Source organism: Aliagarivorans taiwanensis DSM 22990, from assembly GCF_000429505.1.
GTDB classification, from domain to species: domain Bacteria; phylum Pseudomonadota; class Gammaproteobacteria; order Enterobacterales; family Celerinatantimonadaceae; genus Aliagarivorans; species Aliagarivorans taiwanensis.
In genome coordinates this window covers 13982-31893 of record NZ_AUBZ01000010.1, presented here as the reverse complement: position 1 = coordinate 31893, position 17912 = coordinate 13982, and the positions used below count along the sequence as shown (strand labels likewise).

Sequence of the window (17912 nt, the reverse complement as noted above, 5' to 3'; positions counted from 1 at the left end):
CGCGCAGACAGCGACAAAAAAGACAAGGTGTGATGGGGCTTACTTGTAAGGTAATAAAAACGCCTCCTTAGCGGAATAATCTCCAGACTGTTCTATAATTTTGCCCTGTTTAGCTGGCCACAATCGGCATTGCCCTTCGCGCAACTAACAGCGAAAGGGCAGCCATCCACCAAATCAAACACGCGTGACGCTTGCCTTGTTCTGTCACCAGAATGGTGGCTAACCAAGTATTGCGACAGTCACTCGCGCTTAGGCCGACTCAGGCGAAGCCTGATGCTTTATCGCCCCTCGCCTGCGCCGTTCACCGAAGTGATGCATACGATTGCCCAGAACCAATAAGCAGGGCGTGAGGATCAAAGTTAACACCGAGGCAAACGCTAGTCCGCCAGCCACCGCAGTCGCCAGCTGCGACCACCACTGGCTAGAGGGCGCACCAACACTGACGAGGCGATTAAACAGGTCGATGTTCAGCTCCAGCACCATCGGCAACAAGCCCAAGATCGTAGTGACCGTGGTCAGCATCACCGGGCGCAAACGCTGGGCACCAGTGCGCATGACCGCATCGATACAGTCCATCCCTTGCTTGCGGAACACGTTGTAGGTATCGATAAGTACGATATTGTTGTTCACCACAATCCCCGCCAAGGTGATCACCCCGATTCCACTCATGATCAAGCCGAACGGCTGCTGCGCGATCAGCAGGCCAAGCAATACCCCAACGGTGGAGAACAGCACCGCCGACAGGATAAGCCCCGCCTGATAGAAGCTGTTAAATTGGGTCACCAAGATCAGCCCCATGGCGAACAGCGCCACTAAGAAAGCCTGCTCAAGGAACACCTCGCTCTCTTGCTGATCCTCATTTTCACCGCGGATCCGAATGTTCACCAATGGGTCTAGCTCCAAGGCCATTGCCTGCTGCTCCAGCTTGGGCAGCTCAACGCTGAGGTTAAAGCCCGGCGCCATATCTGCGCCGACCGTCAGCACCTGCTTGCCATCGACCTTATTGATCACGTCCTGCTTCTGGTGTGGCTCAAGGCGCACAAAGCTGGTGATCGGCACCATGCCGTAGGCGGTCTTCACCCGCAAGTCGCTGAGCCGGGCAATGCTGCGGTACTGCTCGGGATAACGCACCTGAATGTCCAGCTCGTCATCGGCATCATCGGGGCGATAGCCGCCAATCTTCAGGCCATTGGTCATAAACTGCAGCGAGTTACCCAGCAGCGAAACATCTGCCCCGTAGCGCGACGCATTGCCGCGATCCACCTTCACCTGCCACTCGATGCCCGGTTTGGCGGTGCTGTCTTCGATATTCACAAAGGCCGGGCTTTGCTCCACCAGCTGCCGCAGCTTTTTGGTCATCTCAGGCAGCCGTTCAGAGAAGCGCGAGCTGAGCTCGATTTGCAGATCTTTGCCACCGGGAGGGCCCGCTTTATCTTTACGGAACTCGATCTCCAAGCCGGCGATGACCGACAGGCGCTCACGCATCTCCTCAATGATCTCATTGGCCGGACGACGCAGGTCCCAATCCTTGAGGTTGACCCGAATACTCCCTAGCTGATCGCCGCCCACCACGGTGTACAGCGTTTCATAATCGTCCAGGTCGAGGATCTGATCTTCGGCTCGCTTAACCACCGCCAACTGCTCTTCAATGGAGAAATCGCCGTAGGAGCGCATTACAATGGTAAAGCCGTTGGGCTCAACCTCGGGGAAGAATTCAACCCCCTTGCCCGCCGTACCGTAGGCGAAGATCACCCCAACTGCCCCCACAATGGCCAACAGCAACACGGCTAAGGGCATGCGCACCGCACGCTTTAATGAGCGCAGATAAAAGCCGGTAAAGCCATCAAGTTCCTGCCAACGCCCCTCTTCGGCCAAATCCAAACGTCGCTGCTGCTTGTCGCTTAGCTTACGCTGGCGGCCAAACACTTTGCCAAGAGTTGGCACAAAGATCAGCGCCATCACCAGCGAGGCACTCAAGGTCGCAATCAAGGTCAGTGGCAAGTAGCCCATAAACTGCCCCACAATACCCGGCCACGCCAGCAAAGGCGCAAAGGCTGCCAAGGTGGTGGCGGTTGAGGCGATAATCGGCCAAGCCATGCGGGTGGCCGCATTGGCATAGGCTTGGTGACGCGGCACGCCCTCGCTCATCTGTCGGTCGGCGAACTCGGTTACCACAATGGCGCCATCCACCAGCATGCCCACCGCCATGATCAGCGCGAACAGCACCACCATATTGATGGTCAGCCCGGATACCGCCAGCAGCACAATCCCCGCCAGAAACGAGCCCGGGATGGCAATGCCCACCAGCAAGGATGAGCGTACGCCCATCACTGCGATGATCACGATCACCACCAGCAGCACCGCCGATAGGATGTTGTTTTGCAGCTCGGAGAGCATGGTCTTCACATCTTTCGAGGTATCACCGGCATAGCCCACCTGCAGGCTCTCGGGCCAGAAGGTCTTGGCCTGACTCACCAGCTCTTTGACCTGAGCAATAGTGTTAATCAAGTTCTCGCCGGGGCGCTTACTCACCTCCAAGGAGATGGTCGGCTGGCCGTTTACCCGCGCGTAGGTATTGGGATCTTTGAAGCTGCGGCGAATGGTAGCAACATCACCAAAGGTCACCACCCGGTCGCCATCCACTTTCACCGGCAAGTCCACCACATCCTTGACCGTCTCGAACACCGCCGGAACCTTGATGGCGTAGCGACCGCTGCCGCTGTCCATGGTGCCGGCAGTAACCAAACGGTTGTTACGGCTGATCAATGAGGCGATATCGTACTGGTCGAGGCCGTAGCTCTCCATCAGCATCGGGTCGACCAGGATCTCCAGATAATCATCGCGGTCACCGCCGATCTCCACCTCCAGCACCTCGGGCATGGTCTCAATCTCATCACGCAGCTCACGGGCTGCGGTCAGTAAGGCGCGCAGTGGCAGCTCACCATATAGCAGCACGGTAATCGCCGGCTGTTCGCTGGCTAAGGTGACTTGATGCACCTCCGGCTCTTCACCGCCATCTGGCAGCTTGGGCTTGGCTTCGTCAACTTTGGCGCGCACATCGGCCATCGCCTCACTCAGCGGTACGCCGACTTCAAACTCCAGCACTACCGAGCCATGGCCTTCGGCGGCGGTTGCCGTCATCTCTTTGAGGCCTTCCAGCGATTGAAGTGCCTGCTCCATGGGGCGGATCAGCAGGCGCTCAGCATCTTGCGGCGAGATCCCATCGTGGGCCATCGACACATAGATAACCGGGATTTCAATATCTGGCTCAGCCTCTTTGGGAATACTGATAAAGGTGCTCACCCCGGCGATCAGCAGAAACACCAGCAGCGAGATGACTGTTCGGCTACGCGAAAGCGCCGCTTCGATTAGCGCCTTCATTGGCTTAGCTCCTCGGCTGCCGCCGCGCCTTGGTAAGGCACCGCATCAACCGGATCGCCATGGCGCACAAAGCCTTGGCCGAGGGTAATAATGGTTACCTCACCGTCAAAGCCCCCCAGCCAAGCGCCATCAGACTCGGAGCGCAGCAACTGCGCCGGCACAAAGGCGACCCGCTCGTCCACCACGGTTTTTACTCCCAAGGTGCCATCTTCATCCAAGGCCAGCACCGCTGGAGTGACTTTAAGCGCTTGCAGTTCACCAAGAGGGATACGCACCTCTGCGCTCAGACCCGCCTTAAGCGCCGCATCGGGGTTCTCGACCAATACCTCCACTCGGAAGGTCAGTGTATTGGGATTGGAGACCGCTGCGATAAAGTCCACTTCGCCCTCTACCGCTTCACCATTGAGCAGGGTTACCTGAGCTGGCATGCCTAAGCGCAGTTTTTGAATATCGCGCTCGGCCACATCGGTGCGAACGATTAAGCGGCGGGTCTCAGCCAGCTTAAGGATTGGATCGCCAATGCCTAAGAATGCGCCCTCTTCCACCATCCGCTCATCAAACACGCTGTCATAGGGTGCCAATACCTGAGTGTTGGTAATCGCCAACTGCAGGTTTTCCACTGAGGATTGCGCCTCGACCAAGGCTGCGCGCGCCTGCGCCAGGCTGGCCTTGCCTTGGAAACCTTGTTTGTTAAGCGCTTTCACGCCTTCGTATTCAATTTCGCGCTGCGCCAGTAAGGCTTGAGCACGGGCTAATTGCGCACGGCGATCTTGTACATCGAGACGCGCCAACGGTTGACCCTTCTTCACTTCGCGGCCCGGGTCCACCAGATACTCAATCAGGCGACCGGAGACCTCGGCAGATATCACGCTAACCCGACGCGCCTCAGTGTGGCCATACAGTAGCAATTGATCTTCGATAGTTTCGGTTTGGAATTGGCTCACTTGAACCCGGGTTGGCGGCGGAGCACTCGCACTCCCGTCTTGCTCTGCTGCAACCACATTATTGCTGCCATCCGGCGCCATGCCAGAGGCCATCCACAGGCACACGGCCAAGACGATCACAATCGAAAACAAGTAGGGGCGAACAGCAACAAATTGTCGAAAACGCGAAAACATAGGTGGAACATCCTTATCCAAAACCAACAGCCAAGCTGAGAGTGAAAACCAATCTTTCTACATTTGAGAGTCTTTACCCGCTGCGAGCGGCGCTAATTGGTCGCCAATTTGTGCAACTGGTAAAGAAGCAGCATACCACGGGCTACTTTACCCCTAAAGTAAGCGCTCTAATTGTCATATCTTGCTATTTTTTGACCCGTTTTTGACCAAGCGTACAATTATTAGTACAGCCAAACAGCGTAGTGCGCTCACTCCCCTTTGCTACGGCAATAAAAAACCCGGCTAAGGCCGGGTTTTCAAAGCAGGTTTTCGACTCACCAGTTAGATACTGAACGAAGAGCCACAACCACAGGTAGTGCTAGCGTTGGGGTTGTTGACCAAAAAGCGCGAGCCTTCCAAGCCTGAGGTAAAGTCAACGATGCCGCCCACCAAGTATTGCAGACTCATGGAGTCAACCACCATCTCAACGCCCTGATTGGTCACTACAGTATCACCATCATTCACTTTCTCATCGAAGGTGAAGCCATAGGAGAAACCAGAGCAACCACCGCCAGTGACATACACTCGCAGCTTCAGCGCGTCGTTCTCTTCCTCGGCAATCAGCTCTTTAACCCGCAGCGCAGCGGCGTCGGTGAACTGGATAGGAAAGGCACTGGTTTCGCTTACTACTGACTCTGACACTATGGGATTCCTCGGATTAATAATGGCCGCATTATCTAATACCCGACTAATTAGTTCAAGTATTCGTCCGACCGTGAGAGTTGCTGAGCATGATCAGTTTGCATAGGCACGGCAGTTCAACCAAGCCCAAAACATACCGATGGCTAATTGCTATCTAGCTGCATGGTGTTTCGGGGGGAATCGGTGGTGTTCGCCCCGCTGCCTTGGCCTTGAGGCGCCACCAATCTAGTGGCCGAAGGCGCGGTTTGACTCGCCTCGCCATCGGATTCAATCAGCTCAACCGTGGTGGCTTTCTCAACCTGATCTAACTGCTCCCCCTGCGCTAACTGGGCCTCTGCTTGTACGGCCGCCTCGCTGACGCTTGGCGCTTCGGCCTCGGTAAGCTCGCTCTGTTGCAGCGCTGCTTCCCCCGCCTCTTCCTGCGCTTCTTGTGAAACCAACTCCGGTGTTGGCAGCAGTTCGATGCCTGCGACCGGGTAGTCATCGGCGATGGCCAGCGGTTGCCACTCTTGATTGAGGGTCAATCTGTTCACCTTGCTGGCGTTATCAGCCTTGAAGCTGACCACCACCTGAACCTGCTCCGGTAAAAAGCCCTGAGGTAGCTTAAAGTTACTACTTAGTTCCTGAAAATAGCGGAACTTAAAGCTGGGCAAACTGCCGCTATCACGCAGATCCGATAAGCGGTACTCTCGTGGCTCGCCTTGTTCGCTACCGCTGATCAGCAAGTCCACATCGCCATCGAGCCAGCGCTTCTTATGAGCCACTTGAATCAACAGGACCTGCATCCGGTAGTAGCCCTCACTCAGTTGCTTTTGCAGCTGGAAGCGCTCAATCACCGCGCCACCGGCGCTCTGCTCCGGGGCCATAATCCGGCGATACAGGCTCAGCTCTTCTTGCAGCTCAGCATTGAGCTCCTCGCTTTGACGCAGTACCTGCTGCAGCTGTTCCACCTCTGCTTGGCCAATAACCAGGGCCTGCTCGGTTAACTTCAGCTGCTGTTGTAGCTCCAGCGCCTGCTGATGAGCAAGTTCGCTAGCGCGTTCAACTTCCCCAAGCTGATGCTGTTGCTCCATATTTAGGTTGTGTGCCAACCACACAATAAACAGCGCCAAACTGACAACGAAGGTAACGATAAGCAGCGAGAGTCGTTTCAAGGGATACATCCAGATTAATCCATTACTGTCCGCAGTTTACGTGGAAATGCGAGGGGATGAAACGCGCCACATCATCTAATCAGCGCTGACTTAGACCTAAATTTTGATATAGTGATCGGCAAATTCTGCCTGAGTTCAAAGGATTAAACATGTCTCGCTCTGAATCACTATTCAGCCAAGCCCAACAAGCCATCCCCGGCGGTGTTAACTCCCCGGTGCGCGCCTTTAACGGCGTTGGCGGTACCCCGCTGTTTATCGAAAAAGCCGATGGTGCGCGCATCTATGATGCCGATGGCAAAGCCTACATCGACTATGTAGGCTCTTGGGGGCCGATGATCCTTGGCCATAACCACCCAGCGATCCGCCAAGCGGTCATCGATGCTGCCGAACAAGGCTTAAGCTTTGGTGCGCCAACCGAGGTGGAAATCGAAATGGCCGAGCTGGTATGTAAGCTGGTCCCGTCGATGGATCAGGTACGCATGGTCAACTCCGGCACCGAAGCCACCATGAGCGCCATCCGTTTGGCCCGCGGCTACACCGGCCGCAGCAAAATCCTCAAGTTCGAAGGCTGCTACCACGGCCACGCTGACTCGCTATTGGTAAAAGCCGGCTCTGGCGCACTAACCCTCGGTGAGCCCAACTCCCCGGGCGTACCGGCCGATTTCGCCAAACACACCCTGACCGCCAGCTACAACAACCTTGATTCAGTTAGCGCACTGTTCAAAGAGTTCGGCGAGGACATTGCGTGCATCATCCTCGAACCAGTGGCTGGCAATATGAACTGCATTCCACCACAGCCGGGCTTTCTAGAGGGGCTGCGCAGCATCTGTGATGAGCATGGCGCACTGCTAATTATCGACGAGGTAATGACCGGATTCCGGGTTGCCTTGGGTGGCGCGCAGAGCCACTACGGCATTACCCCCGACCTTACCTGTCTGGGCAAGGTGATCGGCGGCGGTATGCCGGTTGGCGCCTTCGGCGGTAAAAAAGAGGTGATGGCAAAGCTGGCGCCACTCGGTCCGGTCTATCAAGCTGGCACACTATCAGGTAACCCGATAGCCATGGCAGCGGGTTTGGCTGCGCTCACCGCACTGCAAGAGCCAGGGCTGCACCAACACTTGAGCGCGACCACCGAGCGCTTGGTTAACGGCATCAAAGCCGCCGCAGAGCGCCAAGGCATTCCACTAGCCACCAACCAAGTGGGCGGTATGTTTGGCCTGTTCTTTACCGAGGCGGAGCAAGTCACGAACTTCGCGCAAGTGTGCGAGTGCGACCTGGAACGCTTTAAGCGCTTCTTCCACCTGATGCTGGACGAAGGAGTCTACCTGGCACCTTCCGCCTTTGAAGCGGGCTTCACCTCACTGGCCCACAGCATTGAGGATATCGACGCCACTATCGCCGCTGCTGAACGTTGTTTTGCCAAGCTAGCCAGCGCGTAATTAAGGTTAGGGGGCGCTTGCCCCCTCAGTTTCTTTCCCAATCACAGCCACCTTCGGCCAGCCGTTTAGCGATAGACGACAAAGCCCACATCGCGCTTGATAAAACCAATACGCCCTAGCTCCAACTTTTCATTTCTTTACATATTTCTTTAAAAACAATCTGTTAGAATATCTCGCCGTAAGTGGCCTGACGCTGCTTGCAACAACAACGACATCGGGAAAGACATCCAAGGATGTAAACATGTCTGACGTACAACAAGTACCAACTACCGCAGCCCCTACCGAAAAAGACAACAACGCGAAAACCCATGCATTGATTGCCTATGTAATGATGGTACTGGGTCTATTTACCGGCGTATTCTGGCTGGCGGGCGCCATCTGGGGCATGGTGAAAAAAGGTGATGCGGCTGGCACCCTCTTTCAAGACCACTACGACAACATCACCAAGACCTTCTGGGTGGGTCTGATCATCGGTATTGTGGGCTTTGTACTGAGCTTTGTGGGCATCGGTATTATCGTGCTAATCGCTGGCGGTATCTGGTGTCTATACCGTGTAATCAAAGGTCTGGCACGTTTGACTTCTGATAAGCCTTACAACTAAGCCACACTTTGCAGCAAGCGACGACGTTTCAACTTCGTCTCTTGCTGCCCCCCGATAAGCGTCCTGCTTGGGCTCAGTTAAAAATCCGCTGCAGCCAGTTACCCGCCTTGCGGGTTTGCTCTCTAAAACAGCTATCAACCTCAGCAGTCATTTGCTGATGCGCCGGTAGCAACACCACATTACCGCAATCCGCCGCCGTTACCCGGCCGGTTTTCTGCGATACATTCACCCAAGCCAGCGCATCCGGTTGCAGTGGGCGTAGCGACTGTGGGTAGCTCTTTTGCAAATAAGCAGCATAGACTGGCAAAGCCGCCGACGAACCGGTTACCCCGGCGCTTTGGTTATCATCACGGCCCACCCAAGTGGTGACAATCTCTCGCTCATCAATGCCGACAAACCAGCTGTCGCGCAGGTCGTTAGTGGTACCGGTTTTCCCCGCAAGAGCCACCTTGGGCACCCGCCAGCGCAGGGATTGCGCGGTACCGCTGCGCGTCGCCTCTTGCATGCTATAAAGAGTCAAGTAGTTAGCCATCTCTGACCAACGTCGCTGGGCCTGCACCTTCGCCTTGTACAAGCTGTTGCCTTGGCCATCGTGTACCTGCTCCACCGCGTACAAACGGCGGAACTCACCATCGCCACCGAGGGTTTGGTAGATCTGCGCGACCTGATAGGGCGACAGGCTGGTACTGCCGAGTAGCAGGGCTGGAAAGGGTTTAAGCTCTTGCTCAAGCCCGGCTAGGTGCAAGGTGTTGATCACCGAGTTCAGGCCCACCTCCATCCCAAGGCGTACCGTGGGCACGTTGAGTGAATCGGCCAGGGCGCGGTAGAGCATCACCGGGCCACGAAACTCGCGGTCATAGTTGTTCGGCTGCCATTGATTACCGTCATCCAATGTTAAGGTCAGCGGACTGTCATCGAGCAGCTCACCCAAATGGTGGCCTTCCTCAAACGCACTGAGGTACACAAAGGGTTTTACCAAGGAGCCGATAGGCCTACGCGCATCTAAGGCCCGATTAAAGCCGCGTAGCGCTTCGTTGCGTCCGCCCACCAAGGCGCGGATCGCCCCGCTATAGCGCTCGCTCACCACCATGGCGGTTTCTAGCTCCGGCTTGCTCTTATCCAGCTCAGTCAACACCGCACTGGCGGCTTGCTGGGCATGCCGTTGTGAGCGCGGGTCGAGAGTGGTGAAGATCTTCACCCCATTGTGCTGCTGCCAACCACTGGCATGCTGCTTCAGCTCGCGCTGCACCAGCGTCATAAAGCCGGGAAGTTTTTGATAGCCCATGCTGCCACGGCGGATAACCCCTAGGCCTTGCGCGGTGGCGTGCTGGTAGTCATCGCTGCTGAGCAGCTCGTGCTCCACCAGCAGCCACAAGATCAGATCGCGGCGCTTGAGTGCCCGCTCGCCATGTCGCCACGGATCGTAATAGGAAGGCCCCTTGACCAAGCCCACCAGGGTGGCTATCTGCTCAACCCGCAGGTCACTGACCGGCACCCCAAAGTAGAAGTAGCTGGCCAAGCCGATGCCATAGACCCCATTGCTGCCGTTCTGCCCCAGATACACCTCGTTGAGGTAGGCTTCCAGCAGCTCGTCTTTGCTGAAACGCAGCTCCATCAGTACCGCGATATAGGCTTCTTGGGCCTTGCGCCACAGGGTGCGCTCGCGAGTCAGAAAGAAGTTTTTAGCCAGCTGCTGTGTCAGGGTACTGCCGCCTTGTACGGTGCGACCGGCACGTAGGTTAACCATCAAGGCACGGAGAATTGCAGTCGGTGAGACGCCATCATGTTGGTAAAAGTCACGATCTTCGGTTAATAGCAGGGCATCGATCAGTTGCTGGGGCACATCTTCCAAACGCACCAAGATCCGGTCTTCCTGATCGCTAACGTTAATCCGCCCAAGCAACATCGGATCGAGCCGGGTTTGCGCCAGCTCTTCGGCGCTGTCGCGATGTTGGATCTGGGCCAAACGCTGGCCGTTAAAGGTCAGCAGCAGCGGCAGCTCAGGCTCGCCGCCATCGGCAAAATCAAAGTTGCGCCGCACCAGTTCGATACGGGTGCTGGACACGGCATACTCACCGGCGCGCTGGGCCCGCTTCACTTTGCGGTAGTTCAGTTGAGCCAGCTCGTCCTGCAGCTCTTGGCGGGTCATCCGCAAACCGGGATAGAGCTGCAGCTCGCGCCCATACACTGCAGCGGGTAGCTCCCATTTGTCGCCAGCGAAGCGCTGTTGGATCTTGCTGTCGAGGTAAACGCCCCACAGCAACAGCACCGCAAGCACGCCAATACCTAGCTTGGCTCCTAGCACTAACGCCCTACGCCACCAGGAGCTAGCGTTCTTGGTAGTCTTACGCGTACGCCCTTTGCTTGAACGGGCTTTGGATGGCTTTCTCGGCTTGGCTTTTGCCTTGGTGGTGGCTTTAGTGTTGCGACCTTTTTTGGCAGCACTCATTGGCAGGGGATCCCAACGACGAAATACTTAAGGAATGGCCATAGGATACCCTGCTTTTGTGACGCATGCAGCTCTGTGGAGAAGTTAGCCGGCGAGCACACTTTTTTGGATATAGTTTGCATCTTTTCTATCGCTCTCGCGTCTTTAACTACACATGAATAAATTCACGAGAGAACCCCATGTTAAAAGTTGTCAGCTTCACCATTTGCCCTTTTGTTCAACGCATCACTGCCTTGTTAGAAGCCAAGGGGCTGGATTATGAGGTTGAATACATCAACCTAAGCGAAAAGCCACAATGGTTTTTAGACGTATCCCCCAACGGCCAAGTGCCCTTGCTTATCACCGAACAAGGCACGGCGCTGTTTGAATCCGACGCCATCGCCGAGTATCTTGAGGAAGCCTATCCGGCGCTGCAGCCCGAACTCAGCGCTGAACAAAAAGCCTTGAACCGGGCCTGGAGTTATCTAGGCACCAAGCAATACCTGCTGCAATGTAGCGCTCAAAGCAGCCAAGATGCCACCACACTACGAGAGCGCAGCGCCAAACTGGCCAGCGCCTTCGCCAAGGTAGAAAAGGTGCTGGGCAATCATCGCTTCTTCAACAGTGAACAGCTCAGTATGGTGGATATCGCCTGGCTACCGGTGCTGCATCGCGCCGAGATTATCCGCCAACGCAGCGGCTATGAGTTTCTGGCGGGCTTTCCCAAGGTCAAAGCTTGGCAGCAAGCACTGCTGGCCACCGGCTTGGCAGAACAAAGCGTGGCGGAGGAATTTGAGCAGGCGTTCAGCCGCTATTACCTCAGCGACAAAACCCTGCTCGGGCGCTGCCGTTGCGCGCAGCCCTCAAAGTGCCAGTGCCATAGCGAAACCCTTGCTCAGTGTTGTATCGAGCAGTGTTGTATTGAGCACGCTGATTGCTGTAACGAGCCCGTCAAAGCCAAGCGCAAAGAGAGCTGCTGCTAAGGGTAGTGAACTTAGTCATCGCGCTACGGCATTGAAATAAGTAGGCTGAAATAACCTCAGCTCAGGAGCGCTTTCAGTGACCACCGACTTCGACGCCATCATTGCTCGCTTTCGCTCTGCAGAGCATCTCGCTGAGTTTATGCAAACTAAGCTCAGCTATGCCTCTGCAGAGCAACGCGAGCACAGCAAAGCACATGGTTGCCAATGGAAACAGCCACAGCAAACCTACCGGGATGGATACGGTTTTTGCTATGACTTGGCGAGCTTTGCACTGACGGCCCTTGCGCAGTCGAACATCGCGTCAGCCAAGCTGTTGATGGTGGCATGGGATGAGTGGGGAGTGCGGCAAAATACCGCCCATGTCACCTGCTTTTATCCGGTGTCGACGGCGCGCTTTATATGTTTCGACAATGGCAAGTTGTATGGTCCTATGGACAAAGCGCAGCTCGAACAGCAGACATCCAGAAGGCACGCAATCCGGTATTATCGGGTGTTCGATGCCCATGAGATCCCTTATCGAACACCCTTCAATGAGCTGGGGAAGTTATTGCGGGCAGCGAACCCAGTCACTGGCCTAGCATTCGCTTAGTCTTGCGCGTCGCCACCGCCGTTGTCGGATCATCTGGCCAAGGGTGCTTGGGATAGCGCCCTTTCATCTCTTTTTTCACCTCTTGATAGGCGTTTTGCCAGAAGCTGGCCAAATCTTGAGTGAGCTGCAAGGGGCGGCCGGCAGGTGAGAGCAGCTCCAAGGTGAGCTTTACCTTGTTGCCGAGTATCGGTGAGCCGGGTTCGCCGAACATCTCTTGCAGTTTGACCGCCATCACCGGCGCTTGCCCTTCGCTGTAGCGGATCGCTACTTTGCTCCCCGATGGGGCTTGGTAGTGGGTCGGTGCCAAGCTGGCTAACTGTTGCTGTTGCTCCCAGCTCAAGCGCTGACTGAGCAGCGCCTGCCAGTCGAGTTTTTGCAACTGGCCCCAGCTGCGACAGCTATCCAAATAGGGCAGCAGCCACTCATCGAGCTCCTCGAACAAACTTTGCTGATCCAGCCCCGGCCAGTCGCTGCGCTCAAACCATTGCTGGGCACAGCGCGCCCTTACCAGCCAGGCTTGCGCGGCTTCATTGAGTGGCAGCCAGGCAAGGCCTTTTTGTGCCAGCACCTCGCGCCAGCCTTCGATTAAGGCTTCACCACTGGGCTGGGCGGCTACTTCTTGCTTGAGAACCAAATTGCCCAGGCACCAGCAACGCAGCGCCTGAATCCGGTGGCTCTCACTCGACCACTGGCAGCGCTGCTGCCAGCTAAAGCGCTCCGGTTGGAGCCGTTCCAGCTCAGTAATATCCAAGGCAGCGCCTAGCGCCAACTGGCCTTGAGCCTGCCCTTCTCGCCAGAACAGGTCCGCCACCACCAAGTAGCTTTCTCGGGCCAAGCGGTGCTGGCCATCAACGCTAACACCAAAGCCCGCAGCCAGAGTATAAGCGCCCTGACTGCGCTTAGTGGCGATGCGATCCGGGAAGGCTTGCGCCAATAGCAATCCATCCCATTTGTCGGCATCTGCGCCAGTACCACGTTTGGCTAGCTTGAATCGTTTAGTTAAGCGCTCCAGCAGCTGCGAATAACGCTGCCGCGCCGCACCTTGCAGTGCTCGCTGAGCATGGTCGGGGCTCAATGCATCGCGCGGCAACGCGCCACTTTCTAGCAATGCCGCCAACTCGCAGGCGCGGACTAACACCTCCTCGCCCAAACGCTCCTGCCAAGAACGAGCTTGCAGCAGCATCGCGCCAATACGCGGGCTCATACCCAGCTCGCTGACTTGCTGGCCAAGCTTGGTCAGTTGCTTATCCTTGGCCAATCCCAGCATCTCCAGTAGCGCATAGCCTTGCGCCAGCAAGGCCTTGGGGGGTGCATCTAACCAGCTTAATTCGCTGGCCTGAGCGCCCCATTGGGCTAAGTTGAGGCAAAGGTCGCTTAAGTCGCTGCGTAGGATCTCGGCTTCGCTGGCGAAGGGGCGGTGGTTGAGTGCCTCTTCGCTGTAGAGGTGGTAGCAACGCCCGGCCTGCAAACGCCCGGCACGACCGGCCCGCTGGATGGCCGAAGAGCGGCAGACCATACGGGTTTGCAAGCGGGTGGTGGCAGAGGCGGGATGAAACGACGCCTGACGCTCTAAACCACTGTCAATCACACAGCTGATCCCCTCGATGGTGAGCGAGGTCTCCGCCACATTGGTGGCCAGTACTATCTTGCGTTTGCCTTGCGGTGGAGGCGCGATGGCCGCTTGCTGCTGCTCCAGCTTAAGCTGGCCATACAGCGGATGCACCTCAAACTCGCGACCCAAGCGCTCATTCAAGCGCTGCTCCAGCTGGCGGATCTCGCCTGCACCGGGCAGAAACACCAGAATATTGCCACTCTCTTGCTCGCAGGTTTGCAGGCAAAACTGCGCCAGTTTATCCAGCCACGCGCGGTCGCGTGGCAGATTATGGTAGTGGTGCTCAATGGGATAACTGCGGCCTTCGCTAATCAGCTGTTTGGCCTGAGGGAGCAGGGCTTGCAGCGGCTCCAGATCGAGGGTCGCTGACATCAATACCAGACACAAGTCCGGGCGGTAGGCTTGCTGCACCTCAAGGCTCAGCGCTAGTCCTAAGTCGGCTTGCAGGCTGCGCTCATGGAACTCATCGAAGATCAGCATCGCTACCCCGCTTAGCTCCGGGTCGCTCTGCAGCTTGCGGTTTAGTACCCCTTCGGTGACGATCAGCAGCTTGGTCTCCGCGCTAGCCTTGGTCTCCCCGCGCATCTGATATCCGACCCGCTTACCCACCGGCTCACCGAGCTGACTGGCCAGATAACTGGCGATATTGCGCGCGGCCAAGCGGCGCGGCTCCAGCATAACAATCTGGCCGTCGAGCTTAGCTTGACGCAGCAGCATCAGCGGCAGTGCGGTGGACTTACCGGCCCCCGGCGGGGCGCCAATAATCAGCTGGGCTTCATCGGGTTGCTCGGCGAGGTATGACAGCAGCTCAAGAAAAATCTGCTCAATCGGTAGGGTGCTCAACAAAGATCTCTTAGACTAAATAGACACGCAGGCTAGTCTACCGAAACATGTCACAGGCAACCAGCAAGGCTATAACCTCTAAGTCATCGTCGGATCCATCGCAGCGGCAGCGCGTCTTCTTCGCACTCAGCCCCGAGCGAGGACTGCGCGAAGCCATTGAACGGCAAGCCGCCGCGCTGTATCAGCAGTGTGCGGCATCAAAAGTAGAAACGGCACAGCACACCAAGCTTATCCCGGCGCGTAATTTTCACCTGACCTTGGGGTTTTACCCCGCAGTCTCCTTGCCCGAGCTAGAGCAACTGATGCAATTAGCCACCAGCGTGCAAGTGGTGCGCTTTCAGCTCACATTAGATCAGCTCGGCTGTTTTGAGAAAGCCGGCATCGCCTGGCTGGGCTGCAGCGAGGTGCCAAAGGAGCAAACAGCGCTGGCGCAAGTACTGCGCCCCGCAGAGCCCCACCCCTTTGTGCCGCATATTAGCTTGCTGCGGCGCTTTAATGGTTCGTTGTCACGCAACGTACAAGGCCTTAGCTGGCCGGTGAACAGCTTCGAGCTGTATCGCTCACAACGCAACAGCCACGGCTCGGTCTATCAGCGACTAGCCAGTTGGCCGCTAGTTGGGTAGCCTACTGGCCATCAAAACACTCATGCGATATGCCAAACGATGCAATTAGAGCTACACACCGCAACCCTACTTAAACGCTATAAGCGCTTTTTGGCCGATGTGGTCGACTCGCAAGGCCAAGAGTTCACCCTACACTGCCCGAACACCGGCGCGATGACCGGCTGCGCCGAAGCAGGTAACACCGTTTACTACAGCCTATCGGATAACCCCAAGCGCAAATATCCGGGCACCTGGGAGCTGAGTCAGGGGGAGCATATGATTTGCGTGAACACGGTGCGCGCCAATCAGTTGGTGGGAGAGGCTTTGGAACAAGGTGTCATCAGCGAGCTTAGCGGCTATCAGCAGATCCGCGCCGAGGTGCGCTATGGCGAGGAGAACAGCCGCATTGATTTCTTGCTGAGTGAGGGGGAGCAGGCCGATTGCTATATCGAGGTAAAAAGCTGCACGCTATTGGATGAGCGTTTCGGCGAGGGGGCGGGCTTTTTCCCCGATGCGGTGTCAACCCGGGGCCAAAAACACCTACGTGAGTTGATGCAAATGAAACAGCAAGGCTACCGAGCAGCCTTGCTGTTTGCAGTAATGCACAGCGGCATCCGGCAGGTCAGCCCAGCGGCGCATATCGATGCCAAGTACGCCGAGCTACTGACTCAGGCGGTAGACGCCGGTGTTGAGGTCTACGCCTATGCCGCGAGCTTTGCGCTGCCCGAGCTGAGCATCGAGCAGCGCTTGCCGGTGAAACTAGACCCAGCCGATAGCTAACTGGTCACCGGCGCCATTACGCTGTCGATATGGGCCAGGTGGTTGAGTACTTCGTTACCGAGATCGGTCAGGTAGCCGCCATCATCGCGGGTGCACAGGCCTTTGTCGAATAGGCCTTTGGCGGCCGCAACCATCTCCGGCGCGGCATCGCTGCTCACCTTGATACCGGTTTGCTGGCTGCTGGCGTCGAATTTAAGAAGCAGGTTAAGTTCGTTCAGTACATCTTTAGAGAAGGGCATAAGGGGATCTCCGAAACTAAGCCTGCATTCAGAGTAAACCGCCCTGACCCACTTGCAAGTGACAAAGCCAGGTTCTGTTAAGCCCTGCGGCTTTGCGCTTTTTTTGCCCAGGATTTGCACGGCAATTGTTCGGTTAACTGAGCAAAGGCTGTGCTTCGTCGCCGCTGGTCCGCAGCGATGGACGCAATTGCAAGCGTCGCCCTTGGTTGAGATACGTGGTGCAAGCCACCCGCAGCAATGAGCTAAAGTTGCCCACCTTGCCGTCTTTGGCTAGCACCTCACGGTAGATCCGGGTGATAAACACCGCCAAGCTCAGATCGGCATCTTCGGCAATCTCTTCTAGTAACTGCCAAAAGATCGCCTCCAATCGAATACTGGTGACCACGCCATCGACGCGGATGGAGCGGCTCTTTAGCTCAAATAGTTCGGGCTCGGCCCCGGAGTAGATCTCACACATAGCGCAGCCTTACTTGGCGACAAACCGATGTCTAAGCATGCCGCCAAGTCCTGTTAAGTACCCTACAACTTTAGTCGAGCAGCTGATTAAACTGGGCCAACCAGGCAGGATGAGCCGGCCAGGCCGGTGCGGTGACTAATTTGCCATCGGTGACTGCTTGGTCGATGGCAATGTCTGCGTAGTCGCCCCCTGCGGCAGTTACCTCTGCGGCGCAGGCGGGATAGGCGGATACGCGCTTACCTTCCACCAACCCTGCAGCAGTTAGCAACTGCGCGCCATGGCAGATAGCGGCGATGGGCTTATCGGCCTTAGCAAAGTACTGCAACCACTCCAGCACCTCGGCGTTTAGCCGCAGATACTCCGGCGCACGGCCGCCGGGGATCAGCAGCGCATCAAACTCCGCTACTTGGATATCGGCAAAGCCGGCGTTCAAGGTGAAGTTATGACCGGGCTTTTCGGTGTAGGTCTGGTCGCCCTCAAAATCGTGGATTGCCGTGCGGATCTGCTCGCCGGCTTGTTTGTCAGGGCATACTGCGGATACCTCGTGCCCCATCGCTTGTAGCGCCTGAAACGGCACCATCAACTCGTAGTCTTCAACAAAGTCGCCTGCAATGATCAGTACCTTAGCCATTAGGTTCTCCTTAACAAGTGTGTAACATCACACTCACTGTAAACCTCCCGGTTACGGGGTCGGTAGTAGTGGAGTACTACATCGAAGGCTGACTAAACGGCTCAAGGGTATCTGTTTGATTTTACTGAGGATGGTTACGCTCCAGTTTACCAAGTTGTGAGCCCGATCACCGCGTACGCGAACATAGTCGCTCAGCCATCCGATGGATCGGCTTGCCAAACAGCAACATAAAACTGAAGGCAATCGGCCAGGCAACCAGGTAGGCCTGAGCCCAACGCACGACAAAGTCGCTAATCTGTTATCGATGTTAATAAATTCTTCGCGCCGGCTAGTTACTATATATCCCAAACAACCTCAAGATGCAGGAGAGTTAG

At 56.4% G+C, this 17912-nt stretch carries 16 protein-coding genes; 6 read left to right on the top strand and 10 right to left on the bottom strand.

Going from position 1 to position 17912, the window contains the following annotated elements:
* Positions 1-249: 249 nt before the first annotated feature.
* The 4 genes from G462_RS0108245 to G462_RS23865 form a co-directional block, all read right to left on the bottom strand.
* Positions 250-3381 carry an efflux RND transporter permease subunit gene (locus G462_RS0108245; protein ID WP_026958582.1) on the bottom strand — a complete coding sequence of 1044 codons (3132 nt, stop codon included), beginning with the start codon at positions 3379-3381 and terminating at the stop codon, positions 250-252.
* Positions 3378-4499, bottom strand: coding sequence for an efflux RND transporter periplasmic adaptor subunit (locus G462_RS0108240; protein WP_026958581.1), 1122 nt, complete (start codon positions 4497-4499; stop codon positions 3378-3380). Before G462_RS0108240 ends, G462_RS0108245 begins: the two co-directional genes overlap by 4 nt.
* Before the next feature lie 321 nt (positions 4500-4820).
* On the bottom strand, positions 4821-5180 hold the full coding sequence (erpA, locus tag G462_RS0108235) for an iron-sulfur cluster insertion protein ErpA (protein WP_026958580.1): 360 nt from the start codon (positions 5178-5180) through the stop codon (positions 4821-4823).
* A 143-nt stretch (positions 5181-5323) separates the two neighbouring features.
* Positions 5324-6343 carry a DUF6776 family protein gene (locus G462_RS23865; protein ID WP_026958579.1) on the bottom strand — a complete coding sequence of 340 codons (1020 nt, stop codon included), beginning with the start codon at positions 6341-6343 and terminating at the stop codon, positions 5324-5326.
* A gap of 140 nt (positions 6344-6483) precedes the next feature.
* Here G462_RS23865 and hemL point away from each other — a divergent pair, with 140 nt between their 5' ends.
* Positions 6484-7773, top strand: coding sequence for a glutamate-1-semialdehyde 2,1-aminomutase (hemL, locus tag G462_RS0108225; protein WP_026958578.1), 1290 nt, complete (start codon positions 6484-6486; stop codon positions 7771-7773).
* A 160-nt stretch (positions 7774-7933) separates the two neighbouring features.
* Positions 7934-8374: a DUF4870 family protein gene (locus G462_RS0108220; protein ID WP_342664476.1), complete on the top strand. Its 441-nt coding sequence runs from the start codon at positions 7934-7936 to the stop codon at positions 8372-8374.
* A gap of 73 nt (positions 8375-8447) precedes the next feature.
* On the opposite strand, the gene mrcB is transcribed toward G462_RS0108220, so the two are convergent.
* On the bottom strand, positions 8448-10823 hold the full coding sequence (gene mrcB, locus G462_RS22125) for a penicillin-binding protein 1B (protein WP_084404984.1): 2376 nt from the start codon (positions 10821-10823) through the stop codon (positions 8448-8450).
* Between the two features lie 179 nt (positions 10824-11002).
* Between mrcB and G462_RS22120 the strand changes: the two genes are divergently transcribed.
* Positions 11003-11785, top strand: coding sequence for a glutathione S-transferase family protein (locus tag G462_RS22120; protein WP_051326616.1), 783 nt, complete (start codon positions 11003-11005; stop codon positions 11783-11785).
* A 76-nt stretch (positions 11786-11861) separates the two neighbouring features.
* Positions 11862-12374, top strand: a complete 513-nt coding sequence (locus G462_RS0108205; RefSeq protein ID WP_026958576.1) for a transglutaminase-like domain-containing protein — start codon at positions 11862-11864, stop codon at positions 12372-12374.
* On the opposite strand, the gene hrpB is transcribed toward G462_RS0108205, so the two are convergent.
* Positions 12352-14829, bottom strand: coding sequence for an ATP-dependent helicase HrpB (gene hrpB / locus G462_RS0108200; protein WP_026958575.1), 2478 nt, complete (start codon positions 14827-14829; stop codon positions 12352-12354). The genes G462_RS0108205 and hrpB overlap by 23 nt on opposite strands.
* 47 nt (positions 14830-14876) lie before the next feature.
* On the opposite strand from hrpB, the gene thpR reads away from it, so the two are divergent.
* Positions 14877-15452 carry an RNA 2',3'-cyclic phosphodiesterase gene (thpR, locus tag G462_RS0108195; RefSeq protein ID WP_026958574.1) on the top strand — a complete coding sequence of 192 codons (576 nt, stop codon included), beginning with the start codon at positions 14877-14879 and terminating at the stop codon, positions 15450-15452.
* Positions 15453-15491: 39 nt separating this feature from the next.
* On the top strand, positions 15492-16211 hold the full coding sequence (sfsA, locus tag G462_RS0108190; RefSeq protein WP_026958573.1) for a DNA/RNA nuclease SfsA: 720 nt from the start codon (positions 15492-15494) through the stop codon (positions 16209-16211).
* Here the strand turns inward: sfsA and G462_RS0108185 are convergent.
* From G462_RS0108185 to G462_RS25110, 4 genes are all read right to left on the bottom strand, one after another.
* The gene (locus G462_RS0108185) at positions 16208-16450 is read right to left on the bottom strand and encodes a TIGR02647 family protein (protein WP_026958572.1); all 243 of its coding nucleotides are present in this window, start codon (positions 16448-16450) and stop codon (positions 16208-16210) included. The genes sfsA and G462_RS0108185 overlap by 4 nt on opposite strands.
* A gap of 133 nt (positions 16451-16583) precedes the next feature.
* Complete coding sequence (locus G462_RS0108180; protein ID WP_026958571.1) at positions 16584-16907, bottom strand: ribbon-helix-helix domain-containing protein; 324 nt, start codon at positions 16905-16907, stop codon at positions 16584-16586.
* Between the two features lie 70 nt (positions 16908-16977).
* Complete coding sequence (locus G462_RS0108175; protein WP_026958570.1) at positions 16978-17538, bottom strand: DJ-1/PfpI family protein; 561 nt, start codon at positions 17536-17538, stop codon at positions 16978-16980.
* Positions 17539-17704: 166 nt separating this feature from the next.
* The gene (locus tag G462_RS25110) at positions 17705-17818 is read right to left on the bottom strand and encodes a DUF2798 domain-containing protein (protein ID WP_169720152.1); all 114 of its coding nucleotides are present in this window, start codon (positions 17816-17818) and stop codon (positions 17705-17707) included.
* Positions 17819-17912 lie beyond the last annotated feature (94 nt).

Coding starts and splice junctions, on each gene's coding strand:
- G462_RS22120 (WP_051326616.1), top strand. CDS start 11,003: ATGTTAAAAGTTGTCAGCTTCACCATTTGCCCTTTTGTTCAACGCATC.
- G462_RS23865 (WP_026958579.1), bottom strand. CDS start 6,343: ATGTATCCCTTGAAACGACTCTCGCTGCTTATCGTTACCTTCGTTGTC.
- mrcB (WP_084404984.1), bottom strand. CDS start 10,823: ATGAGTGCTGCCAAAAAAGGTCGCAACACTAAAGCCACCACCAAGGCA.
- G462_RS0108245 (WP_026958582.1), bottom strand. CDS start 3,381: ATGAAGGCGCTAATCGAAGCGGCGCTTTCGCGTAGCCGAACAGTCATC.
- G462_RS0108180 (WP_026958571.1), bottom strand. CDS start 16,907: ATGTGTGAGATCTACTCCGGGGCCGAGCCCGAACTATTTGAGCTAAAG.
- sfsA (WP_026958573.1), top strand. CDS start 15,492: ATGCAATTAGAGCTACACACCGCAACCCTACTTAAACGCTATAAGCGC.
- hemL (WP_026958578.1), top strand. CDS start 6,484: ATGTCTCGCTCTGAATCACTATTCAGCCAAGCCCAACAAGCCATCCCC.
- G462_RS0108240 (WP_026958581.1), bottom strand. CDS start 4,499: ATGTTTTCGCGTTTTCGACAATTTGTTGCTGTTCGCCCCTACTTGTTT.
- G462_RS0108175 (WP_026958570.1), bottom strand. CDS start 17,538: ATGGCTAAGGTACTGATCATTGCAGGCGACTTTGTTGAAGACTACGAG.
- thpR (WP_026958574.1), top strand. CDS start 14,877: ATGTCACAGGCAACCAGCAAGGCTATAACCTCTAAGTCATCGTCGGAT.
- G462_RS0108185 (WP_026958572.1), bottom strand. CDS start 16,450: ATGCCCTTCTCTAAAGATGTACTGAACGAACTTAACCTGCTTCTTAAA.